Genomic DNA, 17,795 nt, shown 5'->3' on the forward strand with positions numbered 1-17,795 from the left:
AGAGGTACGTAGTGAAAATTAAACGATTTTTTGCCAAGGATATGCGCTCAGCATTAGCTCAAGTCAAAGAGACTTTGGGCTCTGACGCGGTGATCATGTCGAATAAGAAAGTAACTGGTGGCATCGAAATTGTTGCAGCAGTTGACTACGATGAGCCTAAAGTTGATGTTGCAGTAAAATCGCCCGTTGCAGCCTTTATGAATGTGACTGAAGACCGTGTGTCAATTGGTGCTAATAAACCTGCTATTAAAGCACACACTAAAGTCAGCCCACCGCCAGTAGCTGATTCATTACAGGCGTTATTAGAAAAGCAGCATAGCCGCCTGCAGCAACAAATTTCCCAGCAACATGAAGAGCCGGAATTACCAGATTGGGCTAAACAGTTAGAAGCAAGCAAACCTGCAGCTAAAGAACCAAGACAGCATCAGCAACACATTGAGCCGTCTAGATCTCCAAATAAAGGTCATTCAGCTGAAATGGAAGCAATGCGCGAAGAGATGGCGTCACTGCGTGGTTTGCTAACTCATCAAGTTTCTTCATTAATGAAAGAACAGAAAAAACGCACCGATCCTGTGGGCGCGATGCTTGAAAGTAAATTAATTGCCGCAGAGTTCTCGCCTGCTGTCGCTGCCAAGTTATCCAGCCTAAGTCAGCAGTTTTCTCCCGCCGATTTAGTCAGAGCCTTACCCCAAAGTTTGGCCAACCTGCTCGATAACCAAGGTGACGATATTGTGCGCACTGGTGGCGTAGTCGCATTTGTCGGTCCAACTGGTGTCGGCAAAACCACTTCATTGGCTAAAATTGCTGCCAGATTTGCCGCTCATCATGGCCCAGAACAAGTTGCGTTAATTACCACAGATCATTATCGTATTGGAGCCTTTGAGCAATTGGCAACTTATGGCAAAATAATGGGCTGTCCAGTTAAACAAGCACATGATTTAACTGAATTAGAACAAATTCTTTATCAGTTTAAGAATCGTAAGTTAGTATTGATTGACACTGCGGGTATGGGGCAACGAGATTTACGCCTTTATCAGCAGTTAGATGATTTGATGGCAAACACCAGAATACCCATTCGTAGTTATTTGGTGATGTCGGCAACCTCTCAACGAAGAGTGTTACTCGATGCCGTAGAACATTTTAAAAGAATCCCGTTATCTGGGTGTATACTGACAAAATTAGATGAGTCAGTATCTATTGCTGGCGCATTAAGTGTATTAATCCAAAATGGGTTGCCACTAAGTTATGTTACTGATGGGCAACGTGTTCCAGAAGATATGCAGGTTGCCGATACGCTTTCATTAGCAAGACAAGCGTTAGCAGCACTTAACGAAACAAAACCTCAAACGTCACCTGACACTGCGTGGTCAAATGACATGGCCTATGCATTCGAGTAAAGATATGACCCGAGATCAAGCAAGTGGTTTACGTATGATGAATCAACCAAATAACGATAAAGTAAAAGTAATTGCAGTCAGCGGTGGTAAAGGCGGCGTGGGTAAAACCAGTGTGTCGATTAATACCGCGGTAGCACTTGCTGAGAAAGGCAAACGGGTTTTAGTACTCGATGCCGATTTAGGACTCGCCAACGTTGATGTGATGTTAGGTATTCGAGCTGAGAAAAACTTATCTCACGTATTATCTGGCGAAGCAGAATTAGACGACATTATTGTTCGAGGCCCGAAAGGCATTGGTATTGTACCTGCCACATCAGGCACTCAAGCGATGGTGGAATTGACCCAAGCGCAACATGTTGGATTAATTCGTGCCTTTAGCGATATGAAAACCCAGTTTGATATTTTAATCGTTGATACCGCAGCGGGTATCTCTGATATGGTGCTGAGTTTTTCCCGTGCCTCACAAGATGTATTGATTGTAGTTTGTGATGAACCGACATCAATAACCGATGCCTATGCCCTGATCAAAATATTAAGTCGTGAGCACGGTGTGTTCCGCTTCAAAATTGTGGCAAATATGGTGCGCAGTTTGCGAGAAGGCATGGAGTTATTCGCCAAGTTAAGTAAAGTAACCGATAGATTTTTAGATGTGGCTTTAGAGCTTGTTGCGACAGTGCCATTTGATGAAAATTTACGTAAATCAGTACGTAAGCAGAAGTTGGTTGTGGAAGCATTTCCAAAATCACCAGCAGCCATTGCTTACCACGGTTTAGCCAATAAAATCATGAGCTGGCCTGTGCCACAGCAGCCTGGTGGTCATCTAGAGTTCTTTGTTGAACGTCTTGTTCAGCGCAAAGAAGTAAAAGAGGATACACCGAGTGAATAAAGCCGCCGCGTATACTCAGTTTGATAATAAAACCTCAATTGTTGAACAGTATGCACCGCTGGTAAAAAGAATTGCACATCATATGTTGGCAAGGCTGCCTGCATCGGTACAACTTGATGACTTATTGCAAGCTGGGATGATGGGACTGCTGGAAGCATCATCAAAGTTTGATGGCTCTAAAGGCGCCAAATTTGAAACCTTTGCTGGGATCCGAATTCGTGGTTCGATGATCGACGAGATTCGCCGTGGTGATTGGGTGCCGCGCTCGGTACATCGTAACCAACGCCGTGTTGCACAAGTTATCGATGAACTGGGTCAAGAATTAGGTCGTGATGCCAGAGATACTGAAATCGCAGAAAAATTGGAAATATCTCTTGAGGAGTATCACCATATTTTAAACGATGTTTCAGTAGGAAAAGTTATTGGGATTGAAGACTTAGGTGTTTCAGAAGATGTGATTGTGTCTGATGAATTAACTGAGGATGAAAGTTTTGATTCTTTAGCCGAAGTGCAGTTTAAATCGGCATTAGCACAAGCAATTACCACATTACCCGAAAGAGATGCGCTAGTTTTGTCGCTATATTATGACGAAGCGTTAAATTTAAAAGAAATCGGTGCCGTTCTTGAGGTCAGCGAGTCGCGTGTTAGCCAGATTTTAAGTCAGGCAATGCTGCGTCTCAAAGGCAAACTCAAGCATTGGACACAGGTATAATTACTAATAAGAGCAACGAATTAAGCTCACCGGAGGAAACCTTGGACAAGAATATGAAGATACTGATTGTTGATGATTTTTCAACAATGAGACGTATCATAAAGAACTTGTTGCGAGACTTGGGATTTAATAATACTCAAGAAGCAGATGATGGCAATACCGCACTACCGATGTTACAAAAAAGCGATTTTGACTTTGTCGTAACCGATTGGAATATGCCGGGTATGCAAGGGATTGATTTGTTAAAAGCCATTAGAGCTGACGATTCATTAAAACACTTGCCAGTATTAATGGTAACAGCAGAAGCAAAACGTGAACAAATTATTGCCGCAGCGCAAGCTGGCGTTAATGGCTATGTGGTTAAACCTTTTACCGCAGCAACGTTAAAAGAAAAACTCGATAAAATCTTTGAACGTTTAGCCTAAGCAAAGGATAAGTTATGCAGGCAGCAATATCAGGGCTCATAGATCTTGAGCAAGCCCAGCAACTTGTTAAATTGCTTGAAGATGGACAACAAGAGCAAGCTGATGCGGTCATTCGTGACCTGTCAGTGCCAATACAACGTGAACTGTTTGATGAAGTTGGCAAGCTGACCCGTCAGTTACACAGTTCACTAAATGACTTTCAATTGGATACCCGTCTGGTTGAACTTGCTAACCATGAAATACCCGATGCAAAAGAAAGACTCAACTTTGTCATTGATATGACAGAGCAAGCTGCAAATAAAACCATGGATGCAGTTGAAGAATGTTTACCTTTGGCCGATACAATAATAAATAACATTCAATCGGTCACGCCAATGTGGGACAAATTGATGCGTAGGGACATTTCCTTAGTGGAATTTAAGTCCTTGTGTCATGACGTTCAACATATCATGTCCCATAGCGAACATGATTCAAATCGACTAAGAGAACTGCTCAATCAAATATTGATGGCGCAAGATTTTCAAGATTTGACTGGCCAAATGATCCGCCGAGTTATTGACTTAGTCATCGAAGTTGAAAGCAGTTTAGTGTCTATGCTGACAATCTTTGGCGAAAATGCAGCCGACTCGGATCGAGTCATTGATGATAATAAAATTGAAGCAGAAGGCCCTATCTTAAATGCTGACACCCGCGAAGACGTGGTGACTGGCCAAGATGAAGTGGATGATCTGCTATCAAGTCTGGGTTTCTAATTAGGAGTCAAATTTAATGTCTTTTGATGTTGATGAAGAGATACTCCAGGACTTTTTGATTGAAGCTGGTGAAATTTTAGAGCTTCTACAAGAGCAACTCGTCGCTCTTGAAAATAATCCTGATGATGCTGATTTACTGAATGCGATTTTTAGAGGTTTTCATACTGTAAAAGGTGGCGCAGGCTTTTTGAGCTTAGGCCCTATGGTCGATGTGTGCCACGAAGCTGAAAATACCTTTGACTTACTGCGAACGGGTAAGCGTCAAGTAAATGCCGAATTGATGGACATCATTTTGCAAGCTGTTGATGCGATTAATTCGATGTTTGCACAGACCCAGCAAGGTCAGCCACAAGATGATGCCGACGCCGACTTATTAGCTCGTTTAAAGCTGTTAAGTTCTGGAGCGCCATTAGCCTCAGAGCTTGCCAGCACGCCCGAAGACGCGTTAATTGCTGAAGAGGCTTTAATTGAAGAGACATTAATTGAAGAGACTTTAGCTCAAGAGACGTTAATTGCAGAGACTTTAGCTGAAGTTGAGCCGATTGCTGCAGACTCTGAAGCATCAGTGGGCTCTATTGATGATATCGACGAGAGTGAATTTGAAGCCTTACTCGATGCACTTCATGGCGCAGGAAACAGTCCTACCTCTAATTCAACAAAAGACCTTATTGATGATACCTCGAGTGCTTCAGTCGCTAATGGTGACACTGCTGTTGCCAGTGATGAAATCAGTGATGATGAGTTTGAAGCCTTACTGGATGAATTGCACGGCGCTGGTAGTTTTAAAGCCGCGAGTACCCCAATTGCAGAAGTAAAACCTGCGGTAATAGAACAAGATCCAATTGTTGATGGCGATGATATTACCGACGATGAGTTCGAAAAGTTATTAGACGAATTACATGGTAAAGGTGCCGCTCCTCAGGCTGTTAGCCTAGTGCCTTCAGCAGTTACTCCCGCAACTCCTGCAACTCCCGTTTCAATGCCCGCAGATATTGCGCCATCAAAAGCCGTCTCAAACACAGCTGCGCCAGCACAGCCAAGTGCGACAGACACAAAACCAGTGCCAGCCACTAAAGCTGCCGCGCCAGTAAAAAAAGCAGAACCTGCTAAAACCCAAGGTGCCATGCCACAGGGTGAAACCACCGTAAGGGTTGATACTTCGCGCCTTGACCAAATTATGAATATGGTTGGTGAGCTGGTGCTGGTACGAAACCGCTTAGTGAGTTTAGGTATTTCTCGCGATGATGAAGAAATGTCGAAAGCACTTGCCAATTTAGATCTGGTTACTGCCGACCTACAAGGCGCGGTAATGAAGACCCGCATGCAGCCAATTAAGAAAGTATTTGGCCGCTTCCCAAGAGTGGTTCGCGATTTAGCCAGAACACTGAATAAAGAAATTGATTTAATCATGGTAGGTGAAGATACCGATCTTGATAAAAATCTAGTTGAAGCACTGGCAGATCCATTAGTCCATTTAGTACGTAACTCGGTTGATCATGGCATTGAAATGCCTATTACTCGCGAAGCGAATGGCAAACCAAGAACCGGTACGATAACTCTTTCTGCAAGCCAAGAAGGCGACCATATTCTTCTTAAAATTGAAGATGATGGCGCAGGGATGGATGCCGATAAGCTAAAAGAAATCGCCATTAGCCGCGGGGTTCTAGACGAAGAATCAGCCGCAAGAATGACTGATAATGAAGCTTATAACTTAATTTTTGCCCCAGGTTTTTCAACCAAAGTTGAAATTTCAGATATTTCAGGCCGCGGCGTTGGAATGGACGTGGTGAAAACCCGCATCAGCCAATTAAACGGCACAGTGCATATTGATTCGGTAAAAGGCCAAGGCACCATTTTAGAAATTAAAGTGCCACTGACATTAGCGATTATGCCCACATTAATGGTGGATGTTGCTAAGCAGGTGTTTGCCTTACCGCTTTCAAGCGTTAATGAAATTTTCCACCTCGATTTAACTAAAACTAATGTTGTCGATGGTCAGCTCACCGTCATAGTGCGCGATAAAGCCGTGCCACTGTTTTATTTAGAGCAATGGTTACATCGCAACAAGACCACGCTTACTCATGGCGATAAAAAGCAAGGCCATGTAGTGATTGTGCAACTTGGAACCATGCAAATTGGTTTTGTGGTTGATGCATTAATCGGTCAAGAAGAAGTTGTGATTAAGCCTTTAGGCAGTATGCTGCAAGGTACGCCGGGTATGGCAGGGGCAACAATTACCTCCGATGGAGGTATTGCATTGATCCTTGATGTACCGGGTTTATTAAAATATTACGCCAAAAGTAAAAGATAAAATTCCAATTGATAAGGAATGAAATGGCTACCAAAGTTTTAGTTGTTGATGATTCAAGTTTCTTTAGACGTCGAGTCAGCGAAATAGTGAATCAAGATGACGACCTCGAAGTGGTGGGTGTTGCAGTCAATGGCCAAGAAGCCATCGACATGGCTGAGAAATTAAAGCCACAAGTCATCACCATGGATATCGAGATGCCAGTGATGGACGGCATTACTGCTGTGCGTAAAATAATGGCAACTAACCCAACACCGATACTGATGTTTTCGTCTTTAACCCATGATGGCGCTAAAGCGACGCTTGATGCGCTTGATGCCGGCGCATTGGATTTTTTACCGAAACGCTTTGAAGATATAGCCTCTAAAAAAGAAGAGGCCATTAAGCTACTGCAACTAAGGGTTAAAACCTTAGGCAGAAGACGATTATATAAGCCATTACCAAGAACGGTTACAGCTCGAAATGCAGCAGATGCAGCTAACCCTGCAAGCTTGAGAACCACATTAGCATCGAAACCGGCCTTAAATAATCGCTCGCAAGCGAATAATTCACAGGCCAGTAGCGCCCAAAACGTGTGTTCTGCCAGCGCCATTAGAGCGAGCGGTAAAAAATATAAAGCCTTGCTGATAGGCACTTCAACGGGTGGGCCTGTTGCACTGCAAAAAGTCTTAACGGCATTTCCTGCAAATTACCCACACCCAATATTACTTATTCAGCACATGCCGGCTGCGTTTACGCCTGCTTTTGCCAGTCGCTTAAATAGCTTATGTCAGATTACGGTAAAAGAAGCGCAAAATGGGGATGTACTGCAACCCGGTTGTGCTTATTTAGCCCCAGGTGGCATGCAATTGATGGTGGAGCGAAGTGGTTCATTTGGACGTTTAAAAGTTATCGCCGGTAATGCCGAGATGAACTACAAACCCAGTGTGGATATTACCTTTGCATCAGCCTCAAAAGTGTTTGGCGGTGATGTATTAGCGGTTGTACTTACCGGTATGGGCGCAGATGGCAGAGAAGGCGCCAGAATGCTGAAAGCCGCTGGAGCAACGATTTGGGCACAAGATGAAGCTAGTTGTGTGGTGTATGGTATGCCGCAAGCGGTTACCGTAGCAGGTTTATCAACTCATTCCATTGCTATCGACAGTATGGCGGAGTCCATTATCAAAGAGACGGCCCGTGGCTAAGGTCAACAAGGCAATGAACACCCAACAAATGTCAGTGGTGTTTTTATTGATTATCGCGGTTATTACGCTGGCAGGATTATATTTTGAGGCGGCAAAAACTAACCGCGAATTGTCTCAACAAGTTGCGCAACTAAAAGCATCGCAAGTGTTGTTAATGGTGCCTGATGAGCAGGCAGCGGACATTGCTGCTTGGCTTGGAAAACATCCAGAACCCACCAAAGCATTAGTGCAAAAGGCGGCGAATGGTGAAGCGGTAACATTAAGCCTAGGGCCTGGAACGACAGCTGAAAATAACCAGCACTTTCAGCCACAGGAACAGCAGAATATACAAACGCTTGAAAACGCTCAAGGGGTAAAAGTAATCCCCTTACCCCATGGTGGGATCAGGATAACCACCCGTGAATCAGACTCACTTTAGAGCAGATTGTAATCTAGTGTAGTCAGTTAATAATCAATTGAATAATAACAATAATAAAGCTGTGAGGCGTCATTTGAAAGTTTGGACAATTGCAAATCAAAAAGGCGGCGTAGGTAAAACAACTACGGTTGCCAGCCTTGCTGGCGCGTTAATTAAGCGTGGTCAAAGGGTATTGATGATTGATACAGACCCTCATGCATCGCTAGGTTATTATTTAGGGATTGATTCTGAGCAAATCCCCAGTTCACTTTACGATATTTTTTTGGCGCATAAGCCGTTATCTTTAGCGGATGTTGAAAAGCATATTGTGCCGACCTCAATTGATGGTTTAGATCTTATTCCTGCCTCAATGGCGCTAGCCACATTAGATAGAGCTTTGGGACATCAAGAAGGGATGGGACTGGTTTTACGTAACCTATTAGCCTTGCTAGATGACAAATATGATATTGCTATCATTGATTGCCCGCCTATTTTAGGGGTGTTAATGGTTAATGCTCTGGCGGCAAGTGAACATATAATCATTCCAGTTCAAACTGAGTTTTTGGCCATAAAAGGCTTAGAGCGAATGGTGAAAACCATGGCGCTAATGGGGCGTTCAAAGAAAACAGATTACAGCTTTACCATTTTAGCAACCATGTATGATCGGCGCACTAAAGCGTCACCTGTAGCGTTACAATCCTTGCAGCTAAGCTATCCAGAAACTTTATGGCCAGATGTTATTCCTGTGGATACTAAATTTAGAGATGCCAGTTTAGCCCATGTGCCACTATCCCATCATATGCCCAGCAGCCGTGGGATGAAAGCCTATAATCGCTTACTGGATTTTTTAATGTCTAGGGAGTTAACTCATGTCAAAATCGGTTGATGAAACTGTTTTTGATTTCTTCTCAGTATTATTACAAGAGCCTTCTGATAAGGCTTTAGATGCTGCTACAAGCTGCAATAAACAGACTTCAATCAGCAGACTACAAGTCGCTCAACACACAGACTCTACTAGCAGTACAGAGGTTGCAGAAATTTATGAAGGCTCCCTGCACAATAGTGAAGATAAATATTTACATGCCACAACTAAGTTGGCGGCTCCAAGTCTTCGCTTGCAAACGGTCGCGACGCTGGGTGAATCTTTAAGTTCGTCATTTGCTGAGCCGCAAGTGGATAAAAATGCCTTATCTAAATTATTGGCGGTAGTCTCAGCACCAGTATCAACAACTTCAGAACAATGTGTTGAATCTCCACTTGAGGTAAAGCAAGTACTTAAAGGTACGGTGCAACAGGCAAAGCTGCCAATAGCTCAACCTGCAGCACAGGCCGCGAAATTATCCGTAGTGGATAATAAAGATTCTCAAATCTCAGCCGATATAGATAATCATAAGCGAGCTTATGTTGAAACCGCGGTTATCGACGTCAGTCAGTCGCCCGCTAAAGCTGAATTAGCATCGATTCCGCCAAGTATCACCACAGATTTACAAGATGTTTTAGATGATGAATTTCAGGTGTTATTTTTCAATGTGGCAGGCTTGACGCTTGCGGTGCCATTGGTGAGTTTGGGCGGTATCGTAAAAATTGAACATATTAATCACCTGATTGGGCGCCCCAAATGGTTTTTAGGGGTACAAACTCGTCGAGATCAAAAGGTGAATATTGTAGATAGTTGCCGCTGGGTGATGCCAGAAAAGTACACCACCGAAATGGCGCAATCTATTGATTATCAGTATATCGTCATGCTTGAAAACAGTGACTGGGGACTGGCATGTGAATCCTTAGTTAACGCGGTAAAAATTAATAAATCTCATGTCAATTGGCGTGAAAAAGCGGGTAAGCGTCCATGGCTTGCCGGCGTAGTAAAAGAACAAATGTGTGGCATTTTAAATGTGCAAGCGCTCATTGAAATGCTAGATGCAGGATTAGGTTGTCAAGATTCGATTGTCTGAGGTTATTTATGACAGATTCAAGAAATGTAGCAGCGGTTGCTGCAGGTAAAGAAGATGTAGTTTTACAGTGGGTTACTTTTAAGTTAGATAATGAAACTTATGGTATCAACGTCATGCAAGTTCAAGAAGTATTACGTTATACCGAAATTGCCCCCGTTCCCGGTGCGCCTATGTATGTGCTTGGTATCATTAATTTACGTGGCAATGTCGTCACTGTGATAGATACTCGTTCACGCTTTGGCCTTGATGCTGCAGAAGTTGATGACTCATCGCGAATAGTCATCATTGAAGCAGAAAAGCAAGTGATTGGTATTTTGGTTGATAGCGTTGCCGAAGTGGTTTACCTACGCCGCTCTGAAATCGATAATGCCCCGAATGTCGGCACTGAAGAAAGTGCTAAATTCATTCAGGGAGTCAGTAACCGAGATAATGAGTTATTGATTTTAGTCGACCTTGATAAGTTACTATCTGACGATGAGTGGGCAGAAATAACTCAGTTATAAGCGTTTTTTGCGTTTCAACTAAAGCCAGCATTATTATTTGCTGGCTTTTGTGTTTTAATGACAAAAATCAGTCTTATCAGGAAGTATGAATGTCGCAAGAATTGCTTATCACTATTGTTATTTATGTTGTCACTTGTGCCGCAATAGCGATGTTTTTTTCAAAAAGAGCCAGCAAGCTGCAAAGCAAAGTAGATGCATTAACTGTGTTGGTAAAAGAAAATGATCGCCAGCGAGAAACCGTTAAACGAGAGCTGCAGGAATTACGCAGTGGCACTATCGGTGTTGGTAAGCGTGTTTTAGAGTTAGAGCAAAAATTAACTAAACAATCACAGCGCCTAGAAGAGGCAAGTCAGCAAGACCCACAATCTAAATTATACTCTAGAGCATTAAAAATGGTGGGGTTAGGTGCTGGAGTGGAAGAGCTGATTAATGAGTGTGAACTACCTAAAGCAGAAGCGGAATTAATTATCCGTTTACATAAAAAGTAGCTCGTCATTTTGCGAAAGCGCTAAGCTTGTTCAATGATTTTTTGATGTAAGTTATCCCATTGCTCTGGAAATTTACCATCTAACATATACACAAATGCAATGAGCTCGGCGATTAAGGTGTAGAGCTCTTGGGGCACTTGTTCACCGAGTGCTAATAACTGTAAAAATTCACTTAAATTCTCATCTTGATGGATATAGACGCCAGCATCTTTTGCTAGTGCTATTATCTCTTCAGCGACTAAATCTTTGCCTGTGGCGGTGACCGTTGGCGCGCTAATGCCATCAAAGCTTAGCGCGACCGCTTTCTTAATTTTAGTCATTATTTGCTCCTAATTTCACGTCTTAAAGTGCATCTTAAGCATTGGTTTTTACTAGATAATGATCGCCTGGTAATAAGGTTGCGGGTACATTATCAATTACCGTGGTGAACTCTCGCGCGACAAAGCCTGCCTGATTTATTTTTATGCTTAATAGCGCTTGAAAATCACTCACTTTATCTAACAGGCTTTGATTTTCACTGGTAAATTTAACATCAAGAAAATCTCCTATCTTATGGGCATTAACCAATAAAGCCCCCTGAGCCAGATTAAATTTTAATTGCAACCGCCAACTTGTTATCGCGCTGTTATCATTAGAAGAGCCCCGTTCAAACTTGCCCTCTAATTGCTCTTTTCGTGGGCCAATGGAGTAAGGCAGCGCTATATACCAAGCGAGATGCTGATTAGCGTCGCTACTCGCTTGTTGGTATCCGCCAAAGCTAGAGGCTAGTTTGCCTAAGGACTCGACGCTGCGGGCTTTATCTAAGGCACTTAAAAGCAATTGGCTTTGGTCAGTGTTGTTGAGTACTTTTTGCTGCAGTTTATCAAGGTAGTGCTGCAATGACGGGCTCAGCTGGGTGTGAGCGCCTTGGCGTTTAAAGCCAATGAGCAACTGAAATAGTGCGCTAATTGCCCCAGCTGTTAATGCTGTATTGGGTAGCTGCTGCGTATTGGCCAGATTTAAGTTGGTTAAGCTCAGTAGCTCTTGTTTTAATAAGCTTTGATCTGCAAGTTGGGTTAATGGCCGTGGATTTAAGCTCGGCAGTAATGCTAATAAAGCACTGACAAGGGTATTAGTTGCATTATTGCTGCAAGCATTTTTAAGTGGCATTGCGCCAGTTTTATGTAAATTTTGTTTCAGTACTTCAACGGGGCTTTTGTTTACTTGAGCCACAGTTGAGCTTGCAGCGTGTTGATGCGAGTTTACCTGTTGCTGAGGTGGTTTTACATTGGTCACCGTGGTTTCAAAACTGGCTCTTAAAGGTAGTTGCTCAAGCTTTTTTAATAGCTGACTCAGTAATTGGGCCGGTTCATCTTTTCTTACCACAATATGTTCTGAGATCGCCTTTAACTTATTGTGATTGTTGTCATTGTGGCTATTGGTGTCAATCGCAAACAAATCAGCAGTCGCAACATGCAATATTGGGGTTAATGTTAACAGCGGTTTCCCAGCCACTTGGTTGATATGAGCAAGGTGTTGGCCTTGAGGCAATTTTGCTGATGCTGACACTGAAATCTCAGCTCCGGTATTAAAGCGCAAGTGATTATGTTTTATTTCAACCACAGGTAGCGGGTAACCTTGTGCTCTGGCGGCCAAGGCCAATAATTGCGGTGATGAAATATTATTGCTTTGTGCCAGTTTTAGCAGCTCAATAGGCAGCTTAGTTTGTATCGCAGGTGCGACTAGCACTAACTGCTTATTGGTGAGACTGCTCGTTGTGGCCTGTTTATGAGATGCGGTACCAGTGAGCTTAGTTAATTGCTTTATCGTGTCATTGTTTAACATTAACTGCCCACCAGAACGCAGGATTTGCTGTATTTGATGGCAGGCTGAAAATTGAAATGTTTTATTCGCGACGGCAAAGGTAACCGCGGCATGGTTTTTGGTATCTTGAGATAACTGGGGTATAGATGATGAGCAGGCTGTAGACGCTTGGTTTGTAGCTGATAATAGCGGTGTCGATGATGATTGTGTTGTCGATGATGACCGTATTGAAGATGGCAGCGTAACAGGCACTAAGCTTGCTGGTTTAGCGATATTCGCGCTGGTTAAATTGTGGCGCATTTTTGAGGCTTCAGTTGTCGCCAGTCTTGCTGTGATTAAGCCTTGTGTCATATTTTTTATCGTCACTCAAGTTGTTTATTGCTATTTACGTAACAATTTACGAAACCATTACCTAACTATCACCTTTAAATATGTTCTATTACAATTTAAGCGTTGATCTCCTACACTCCTTGAGTATCCTTAGCCGTAATTGTTGACTATAGGTGTTGTAGTTGTAGTATTTTTGACTATCAACAGTGATAAATTCGCGCAATTAATACTGTAAATGAAATCTTAAAAGTTTATTTGGCTAACTTAAATAGCGTTACACAGAATAGGTTATACAGACTGTATCGACTTGATAGTCCTTTGCTTTAATCTTCAATGTAAATCTTTGCTAGAGTTAATCTGTAAGCTTTACTGGTAAGTGAATACAAGTTGAATTTGTAATCTAGCGCGACTGAAATAGAGCCTTAACTCAGAGTATTTCAGTATTGAATTGTCCCGAAAGAGAGATGTATGAAGTATAAATTGTTGTTGCTTTCTTTATTGATGGCTTGCAGTGTCTTTTCATTAAAAGCCGAACCTATTCAGCAGGCAAACAAGCCTGATGTCGAAGTCATCTATGATGATCCTCGCGATCCCATAGAGGGATTTAACCGTGCCATGTGGGATTTTAATTACCACTATCTTGATCGTCATTTTTTCCGCCCTATAGCCCATGGATATAATGATTATTTGCCAACACCAGTAAAGTCTGGGGTTAATAATTTTGTGCGTAACTTTGAAGAACCAAGTTCGTTAGTGAATAACGCATTACAAGGTAAGTGGGGCTGGGCAGCCAATGCTGGTGGCCGATTTACCGTTAATACCACTCTAGGACTTTTTGGGGTGATTGATGTGGCAGACATGATGGGCATGACCCGCAAACAAGATGCCTTCAATGAAGTGTTAGGTTATTACGGTGTGCCAAACGGCCCTTATTTTATGGCGCCTTTTTTTGGTCCTTATGTGACAAGGGAACTCGCCTCAGATTGGGTTGATAGTCTATACTTTCCTTTGTCAGAGTTCTTGTTATGGCAGTCAGTCCTTAAGTGGGGCTTGAAAAACCTCGACTCACGAGCATCAGCCATCGATCAAGAACGTCTATTAGATAATGCACTTGATCCATACACATTTGTCAAAGAAGCCTATTTTCAATATATGGATTACAAAGTTTATGATGGCAACGTGCCAGTCAATCAAGATGATGATGAATTACTAGAAGAATATTTATTAGAGCTTGAGTGATATTGCTGAACGATGAGGCTTCTTCGACAGCAGTGCTATCGGGGTAGTTTTATGGCATTAACCAATGTCGCCGTGTTATTAGTTGAAGATGATGCAGTTTTTAGGCAGTTAGTCGCTGACTTTTTAACTCAGCAAGGCGCTGTGGTTTTTGAAGCAGAAAATGGTGAAGAGGGCGTCAAAGCCTTTCAAGCACAGCCTGTTGATATCGTCATTGCTGATTTAAGCATGCCACGCTTAGGGGGCCTTGGTATGCTTAAACAGATAATCGAGTTAAACCCTTCAGTCCCTTCAATTGTCATATCAGGTAATAATGTGATGGCTGATGTCGTGGAAGCTTTGCGCTATGGCGCCAGCGATTACTTAGTCAAACCCGTTTCTGATCTTTTTATCATCCAGCAAGCCATTGAACAAGCTATAGCGCCGCAGGCTCAGTCCGATAAGCTTGATTTTAATGACAGCCATGCAGTTATCAACTCTGCCGCTAGGATGAGCGAAGATTTATCATATCAAGAATTAGCTGATAACTTTAGCCTACTGGAAAGCAGTGCTGAAGCAGCTAAGAGTGTGCAGCAGCAATTGTTTCCTACCTCAAATATTGGTTACCCTAACGCCGATGTTCACTATAGCTTGTGTAAAAATAGTGATGTAAGTGCTTATTTTATCGATTCCACTATGGTGGGAGATAAGCATTTAATGATGTACATGGCGCATTTTTATCCTGAAGATAATCGCGCCGCATTCGGCTGTGTATTAATGCGAAGCTTTGTTAACCAAAAATTAAAACAATACCGTAATGGCGTCAGTAATACCTTAATCGAGCCTTACAATATGCTGAGCTACTTGAATGAGCGTATGGTGACTTCAGGCCTGAACTTGTATGTGGATATGGTGTATGTGTGTGTTGAGCTTGAACACTTCAGAGTTGCGATTGGCCAAGCTGGTAGCGGACTGCGTTGCTATTTACGTAATAATAACGGTTTAGCACCATTGGCGATTTCACCTTCACGACAACTAGGCTCAGATGAGTGGAATAAGCCTAGTATGCAGTTTAGGAGTTTACTGCCAGAAGAAAAGATCTGTATTGTCAGCAGTGATGCAAATCATCGAGCTCGATTACTGAATAACCAATTTAATGGCTTGTTCTATGATGAAGCGCTAGCCGCTGGCGGCTTTATGGAGTTAGCTCTTAAGCTGTAATAGATTAAATGCAAGCTGCCCACGTCATAAACACAGTATTGGATAAATAAAGCTGAAATAAAAAACCTCGCAAATGGCGAGGTTTTTTAATTCATGATGCACTAAAGCTAAGTATTAATGCTTTATTGCTTCATGTTCAGCCGTCACTGCAATTTCTTCAGTTAACGCTTGCTCTTCAGTTTCGTTGTGACCTTCAGCGCCGTGCATCCAATCAACTAGCTTGTCAGCCATGAAGTATAAGATAACCGCTGAGATACCTGCTGTGATCGCAATACCAGCAAAAATAGACATTGCATTGGCAAGTTGATCTTCCACATCACCGCCGTGACCAATTAATGAACCTACTAAGCCACCAATTTTGTTAGCCGCTGCGATAAATAGGAACCAAGCACCCATCATTAATGATGCGATACGCAGTGGAGCCAATTTAGTGACCATTGATAAGCCAATTGGTGACAAACATAATTCACCCATGGTGTGGAAGAAGTATGCACCGACTAACCACCACATGCTTGACTTAGCGTTTGCGTCGCCGCCCATTTCAAGTACAGCACCGATCATGAATAGGAAACCAATACCCAGTAATACTAAACCTAATGCAAATTTAACTGGTGAGTTAGGTTCGTTTTTACCTAAGCGGATCCAAATAGACGCAATAACAGGGGCAAAAACAACGATAAAGATAGCATTAAGTGATTGGAAATAAGTCGTTGGAACTTCCCAGCCACCAATCATACGATCGGTAAAGTTGTTAGTGAATAAGTTCATTAATCCGCCAGCTTGCTCAAAGCCTGCCCAGAAAATAACCGTGAATAAACCCATTACCATGATCACTTTAATGCGATCACGTTCAACTTTAGTTAAAGGCTCTTTACGTGTTTCACCTTTAGCTTCATTTTTTTGCTTTTCAAGTTTAGCGGCAGGAACCGTACCGATATCTCCAAGTAGCTTTTGCGCGAATAGGAATTGGATGATTAATGACGCAACCATACCAATACCCGCACAGAAGAAACCTGCTTGCCAGTTGTTAACAAATACTTCTTTGCCGTCAATAACAATGCTATGGCCAAATTGGGTGTATGCCCATGCCACAATGAAACCTGATAATGCCGCACCAACGTTAATACCCATATAGAAGATAGTAAATGCACCATCACGACGGTGATCGCCTTCTTCATATAAGTCACCAACCATAGTTGAGATGTTTGGCTTAAATAGACCGTTACCAATAATCAAGGTGCCTAGGCCAATGTAAAACATGGTTGTTTCTAGACCTGGCATCCAGCTATGTGGTGCTGCTAGGGTAAATTGACCTGCAGCCATTAAGAAGCCGCCAATATAAATCGCTTTACGTTGGCCTAAAATATTATCCGCTAACCATCCGCCAATGAGCGGGGTTAAGTACACTAAACCGGTAAATGTTCCATAAAGAGAAAGTGCGTCTGCTTGAGTCCAACCAAGACCACTACCACCATTAGACTCAACTTTATCGACCAGATAGAGCACCAAAATGGCACGCATCGCGTAATAACTGAATCTTTCCCATAGTTCTGTTGTAAACAGCAGGAAAAGCCCCTTGGGATGACCAAGCATGGTCCCCTGTGGTTTTGCATTGCTCATTAAGTCTTCCACCTTAAGCTTGTGATTTGCCTGCGGGACCACTGTCGCCACAGAAATTGTTGTTTGCAATTGTGATTATGTTCAACGTATTGATATTTTCAGAATAACATTCTGTCGCGTTTCAACTTAGTTGCTATAAATTTAACCACTTTGTTGTTTATTTATTATAGTAAATGTTGTCATTTTAAAGTTTTAAGGATTAAAACCTTAAAAAGCTACCCTTATATACATCTTATAAGCCGTAAAAGTCAATGGCCATGGGCGATCAGCGTTTGTAAATGTAGACGTTGAATCAGTTTTTAACCGCTTGCAAAGATACCTTTGTTGTTTTTTTGGTGCTAGTTGGCAAGCTTTTAGCTGGCAAATGCTATTAAAGTCACCATAACAACGGATAACAGAATTTGTGACGATTATTTAGTATGAGGTCGGTTAGCGGGCTGACAAATAGAATCTATACTTGTTTTAATTGTGTAAACGCTTTGCAAATTTTTAACAAGTATATAAAATGTAACTCATTGGATTTTAGTGTCAAAAAAACAATATTTAGTTTTATTGCATATTAAGTGTCTGGCCATTGAGTGTAATTAACTGACTTTGATGGC

The 17,795-nt window shown here is 42.4% G+C and carries 17 protein-coding genes; 14 read left to right on the plus strand and 3 right to left on the minus strand.

All coding sequences use genetic code 11. The features are described 5' to 3' along the window. Positions 1–11 precede the first annotated feature (11 nt). The 12 genes from flhF to AB4160_RS16660 all read left to right on the plus strand — a co-directional run bounded on the left by flhF (position 12) and on the right by AB4160_RS16660 (position 11,004). On the plus strand, positions 12–1,397 hold the full coding sequence (flhF, locus tag AB4160_RS16605) for a flagellar biosynthesis protein FlhF (protein ID WP_102439499.1): 1,386 nt from the start codon (positions 12–14) through the stop codon (positions 1,395–1,397). Between the two features lie 4 nt (positions 1,398–1,401). After that, positions 1,402–2,283: a MinD/ParA family protein gene (locus tag AB4160_RS16610; RefSeq protein WP_076540438.1), complete on the plus strand. Its 882-nt coding sequence runs from the start codon at positions 1,402–1,404 to the stop codon at positions 2,281–2,283. Continuing rightward, a complete protein-coding gene (locus AB4160_RS16615; protein ID WP_102439500.1) occupies positions 2,276–2,995 on the plus strand; it encodes an RNA polymerase sigma factor FliA in 720 nt (239 codons plus the stop codon). The genes AB4160_RS16610 and AB4160_RS16615 overlap by 8 nt, the downstream gene beginning before the upstream one ends. A gap of 41 nt (positions 2,996–3,036) precedes the next feature. Then, positions 3,037–3,420, plus strand: coding sequence for a chemotaxis response regulator CheY (cheY, locus tag AB4160_RS16620; RefSeq protein ID WP_076540257.1), 384 nt, complete (start codon positions 3,037–3,039; stop codon positions 3,418–3,420). Positions 3,421–3,434: 14 nt separating this feature from the next. Beyond that, positions 3,435–4,172 carry a protein phosphatase CheZ gene (locus AB4160_RS16625; protein ID WP_102439501.1) on the plus strand — a complete coding sequence of 246 codons (738 nt, stop codon included), beginning with the start codon at positions 3,435–3,437 and terminating at the stop codon, positions 4,170–4,172. Positions 4,173–4,188: 16 nt separating this feature from the next. Beyond that, a complete protein-coding gene (locus tag AB4160_RS16630; RefSeq protein WP_372005579.1) occupies positions 4,189–6,483 on the plus strand; it encodes a chemotaxis protein CheW in 2,295 nt (764 codons plus the stop codon). A gap of 23 nt (positions 6,484–6,506) precedes the next feature. Further along, the gene (locus tag AB4160_RS16635) at positions 6,507–7,664 is read left to right on the plus strand and encodes a chemotaxis response regulator protein-glutamate methylesterase (RefSeq protein WP_102439502.1); all 1,158 of its coding nucleotides are present in this window, start codon (positions 6,507–6,509) and stop codon (positions 7,662–7,664) included. Next, a complete protein-coding gene (locus AB4160_RS16640) occupies positions 7,657–8,082 on the plus strand; it encodes a hypothetical protein (protein ID WP_241903550.1) in 426 nt (141 codons plus the stop codon). Before AB4160_RS16635 ends, AB4160_RS16640 begins: the two co-directional genes overlap by 8 nt. A 73-nt stretch (positions 8,083–8,155) precedes the next feature. Continuing rightward, positions 8,156–8,947 (plus strand): ParA family protein, encoded by a 792-nt coding sequence (locus tag AB4160_RS16645; RefSeq protein WP_102439503.1) that lies wholly within the window; start codon positions 8,156–8,158, stop codon positions 8,945–8,947. Then, entirely contained in the window at positions 8,931–10,013 is a 1,083-nt protein-coding gene (locus AB4160_RS16650; protein ID WP_372005581.1) for a chemotaxis protein CheW, read from the plus strand. Before AB4160_RS16645 ends, AB4160_RS16650 begins: the two co-directional genes overlap by 17 nt. Before the next feature lie 8 nt (positions 10,014–10,021). Next, positions 10,022–10,516: a chemotaxis protein CheW gene (locus tag AB4160_RS16655; RefSeq protein ID WP_076540271.1), complete on the plus strand. Its 495-nt coding sequence runs from the start codon at positions 10,022–10,024 to the stop codon at positions 10,514–10,516. An 89-nt stretch (positions 10,517–10,605) separates the two neighbouring features. Next, entirely contained in the window at positions 10,606–11,004 is a 399-nt protein-coding gene (locus AB4160_RS16660; RefSeq protein WP_102439505.1) for a DUF2802 domain-containing protein, read from the plus strand. A 20-nt stretch (positions 11,005–11,024) separates the two neighbouring features. On the opposite strand, the gene AB4160_RS16665 is transcribed toward AB4160_RS16660, so the two are convergent. Both AB4160_RS16665 and AB4160_RS16670 read right to left on the minus strand, forming a co-directional pair. Further along, complete coding sequence (locus tag AB4160_RS16665; RefSeq protein ID WP_102439506.1) at positions 11,025–11,324, minus strand: EscU/YscU/HrcU family type III secretion system export apparatus switch protein; 300 nt, start codon at positions 11,322–11,324, stop codon at positions 11,025–11,027. 34 nt (positions 11,325–11,358) lie between these two features. After that, positions 11,359–13,158, minus strand: a complete 1,800-nt coding sequence (locus tag AB4160_RS16670) for a hypothetical protein (protein ID WP_372005584.1) — start codon at positions 13,156–13,158, stop codon at positions 11,359–11,361. 480 nt (positions 13,159–13,638) lie between these two features. On the opposite strand from AB4160_RS16670, the gene AB4160_RS16675 reads away from it, so the two are divergent. Continuing rightward, entirely contained in the window at positions 13,639–14,376 is a 738-nt protein-coding gene (locus AB4160_RS16675) for a VacJ family lipoprotein (RefSeq protein WP_372005608.1), read from the plus strand. A 51-nt stretch (positions 14,377–14,427) separates the two neighbouring features. Beyond that, positions 14,428–15,573 carry a response regulator gene (locus AB4160_RS16680; RefSeq protein WP_102519851.1) on the plus strand — a complete coding sequence of 382 codons (1,146 nt, stop codon included), beginning with the start codon at positions 14,428–14,430 and terminating at the stop codon, positions 15,571–15,573. A gap of 114 nt (positions 15,574–15,687) precedes the next feature. On the opposite strand, the gene AB4160_RS16685 is transcribed toward AB4160_RS16680, so the two are convergent. Beyond that, a complete protein-coding gene (locus AB4160_RS16685; RefSeq protein WP_102439510.1) occupies positions 15,688–17,193 on the minus strand; it encodes a peptide MFS transporter in 1,506 nt (501 codons plus the stop codon). Between the last annotated feature and the right edge of the window lie 602 nt (positions 17,194–17,795).

The organism is Shewanella sp. 10N.286.51.B8 (genome assembly GCF_041469325.1).
Lineage (GTDB): Bacteria > Pseudomonadota > Gammaproteobacteria > Enterobacterales > Shewanellaceae > Shewanella.

Coding starts and splice junctions, on each gene's coding strand:
- AB4160_RS16685 (WP_102439510.1), bottom strand. CDS start 17,193: ATGAGCAATGCAAAACCACAGGGGACCATGCTTGGTCATCCCAAGGGG.
- AB4160_RS16675 (WP_372005608.1), top strand. CDS start 13,639: ATGGCTTGCAGTGTCTTTTCATTAAAAGCCGAACCTATTCAGCAGGCA.
- AB4160_RS16665 (WP_102439506.1), bottom strand. CDS start 11,324: ATGACTAAAATTAAGAAAGCGGTCGCGCTAAGCTTTGATGGCATTAGC.
- AB4160_RS16660 (WP_102439505.1), top strand. CDS start 10,606: ATGTCGCAAGAATTGCTTATCACTATTGTTATTTATGTTGTCACTTGT.
- AB4160_RS16635 (WP_102439502.1), top strand. CDS start 6,507: ATGGCTACCAAAGTTTTAGTTGTTGATGATTCAAGTTTCTTTAGACGT.
- AB4160_RS16670 (WP_372005584.1), bottom strand. CDS start 13,158: ATGACACAAGGCTTAATCACAGCAAGACTGGCGACAACTGAAGCCTCA.
- AB4160_RS16625 (WP_102439501.1), top strand. CDS start 3,435: ATGCAGGCAGCAATATCAGGGCTCATAGATCTTGAGCAAGCCCAGCAA.
- AB4160_RS16655 (WP_076540271.1), top strand. CDS start 10,022: ATGACAGATTCAAGAAATGTAGCAGCGGTTGCTGCAGGTAAAGAAGAT.
- AB4160_RS16680 (WP_102519851.1), top strand. CDS start 14,428: ATGGCATTAACCAATGTCGCCGTGTTATTAGTTGAAGATGATGCAGTT.
- AB4160_RS16610 (WP_076540438.1), top strand. CDS start 1,402: ATGACCCGAGATCAAGCAAGTGGTTTACGTATGATGAATCAACCAAAT.
- AB4160_RS16630 (WP_372005579.1), top strand. CDS start 4,189: ATGTCTTTTGATGTTGATGAAGAGATACTCCAGGACTTTTTGATTGAA.
- AB4160_RS16650 (WP_372005581.1), top strand. CDS start 8,931: ATGTCAAAATCGGTTGATGAAACTGTTTTTGATTTCTTCTCAGTATTA.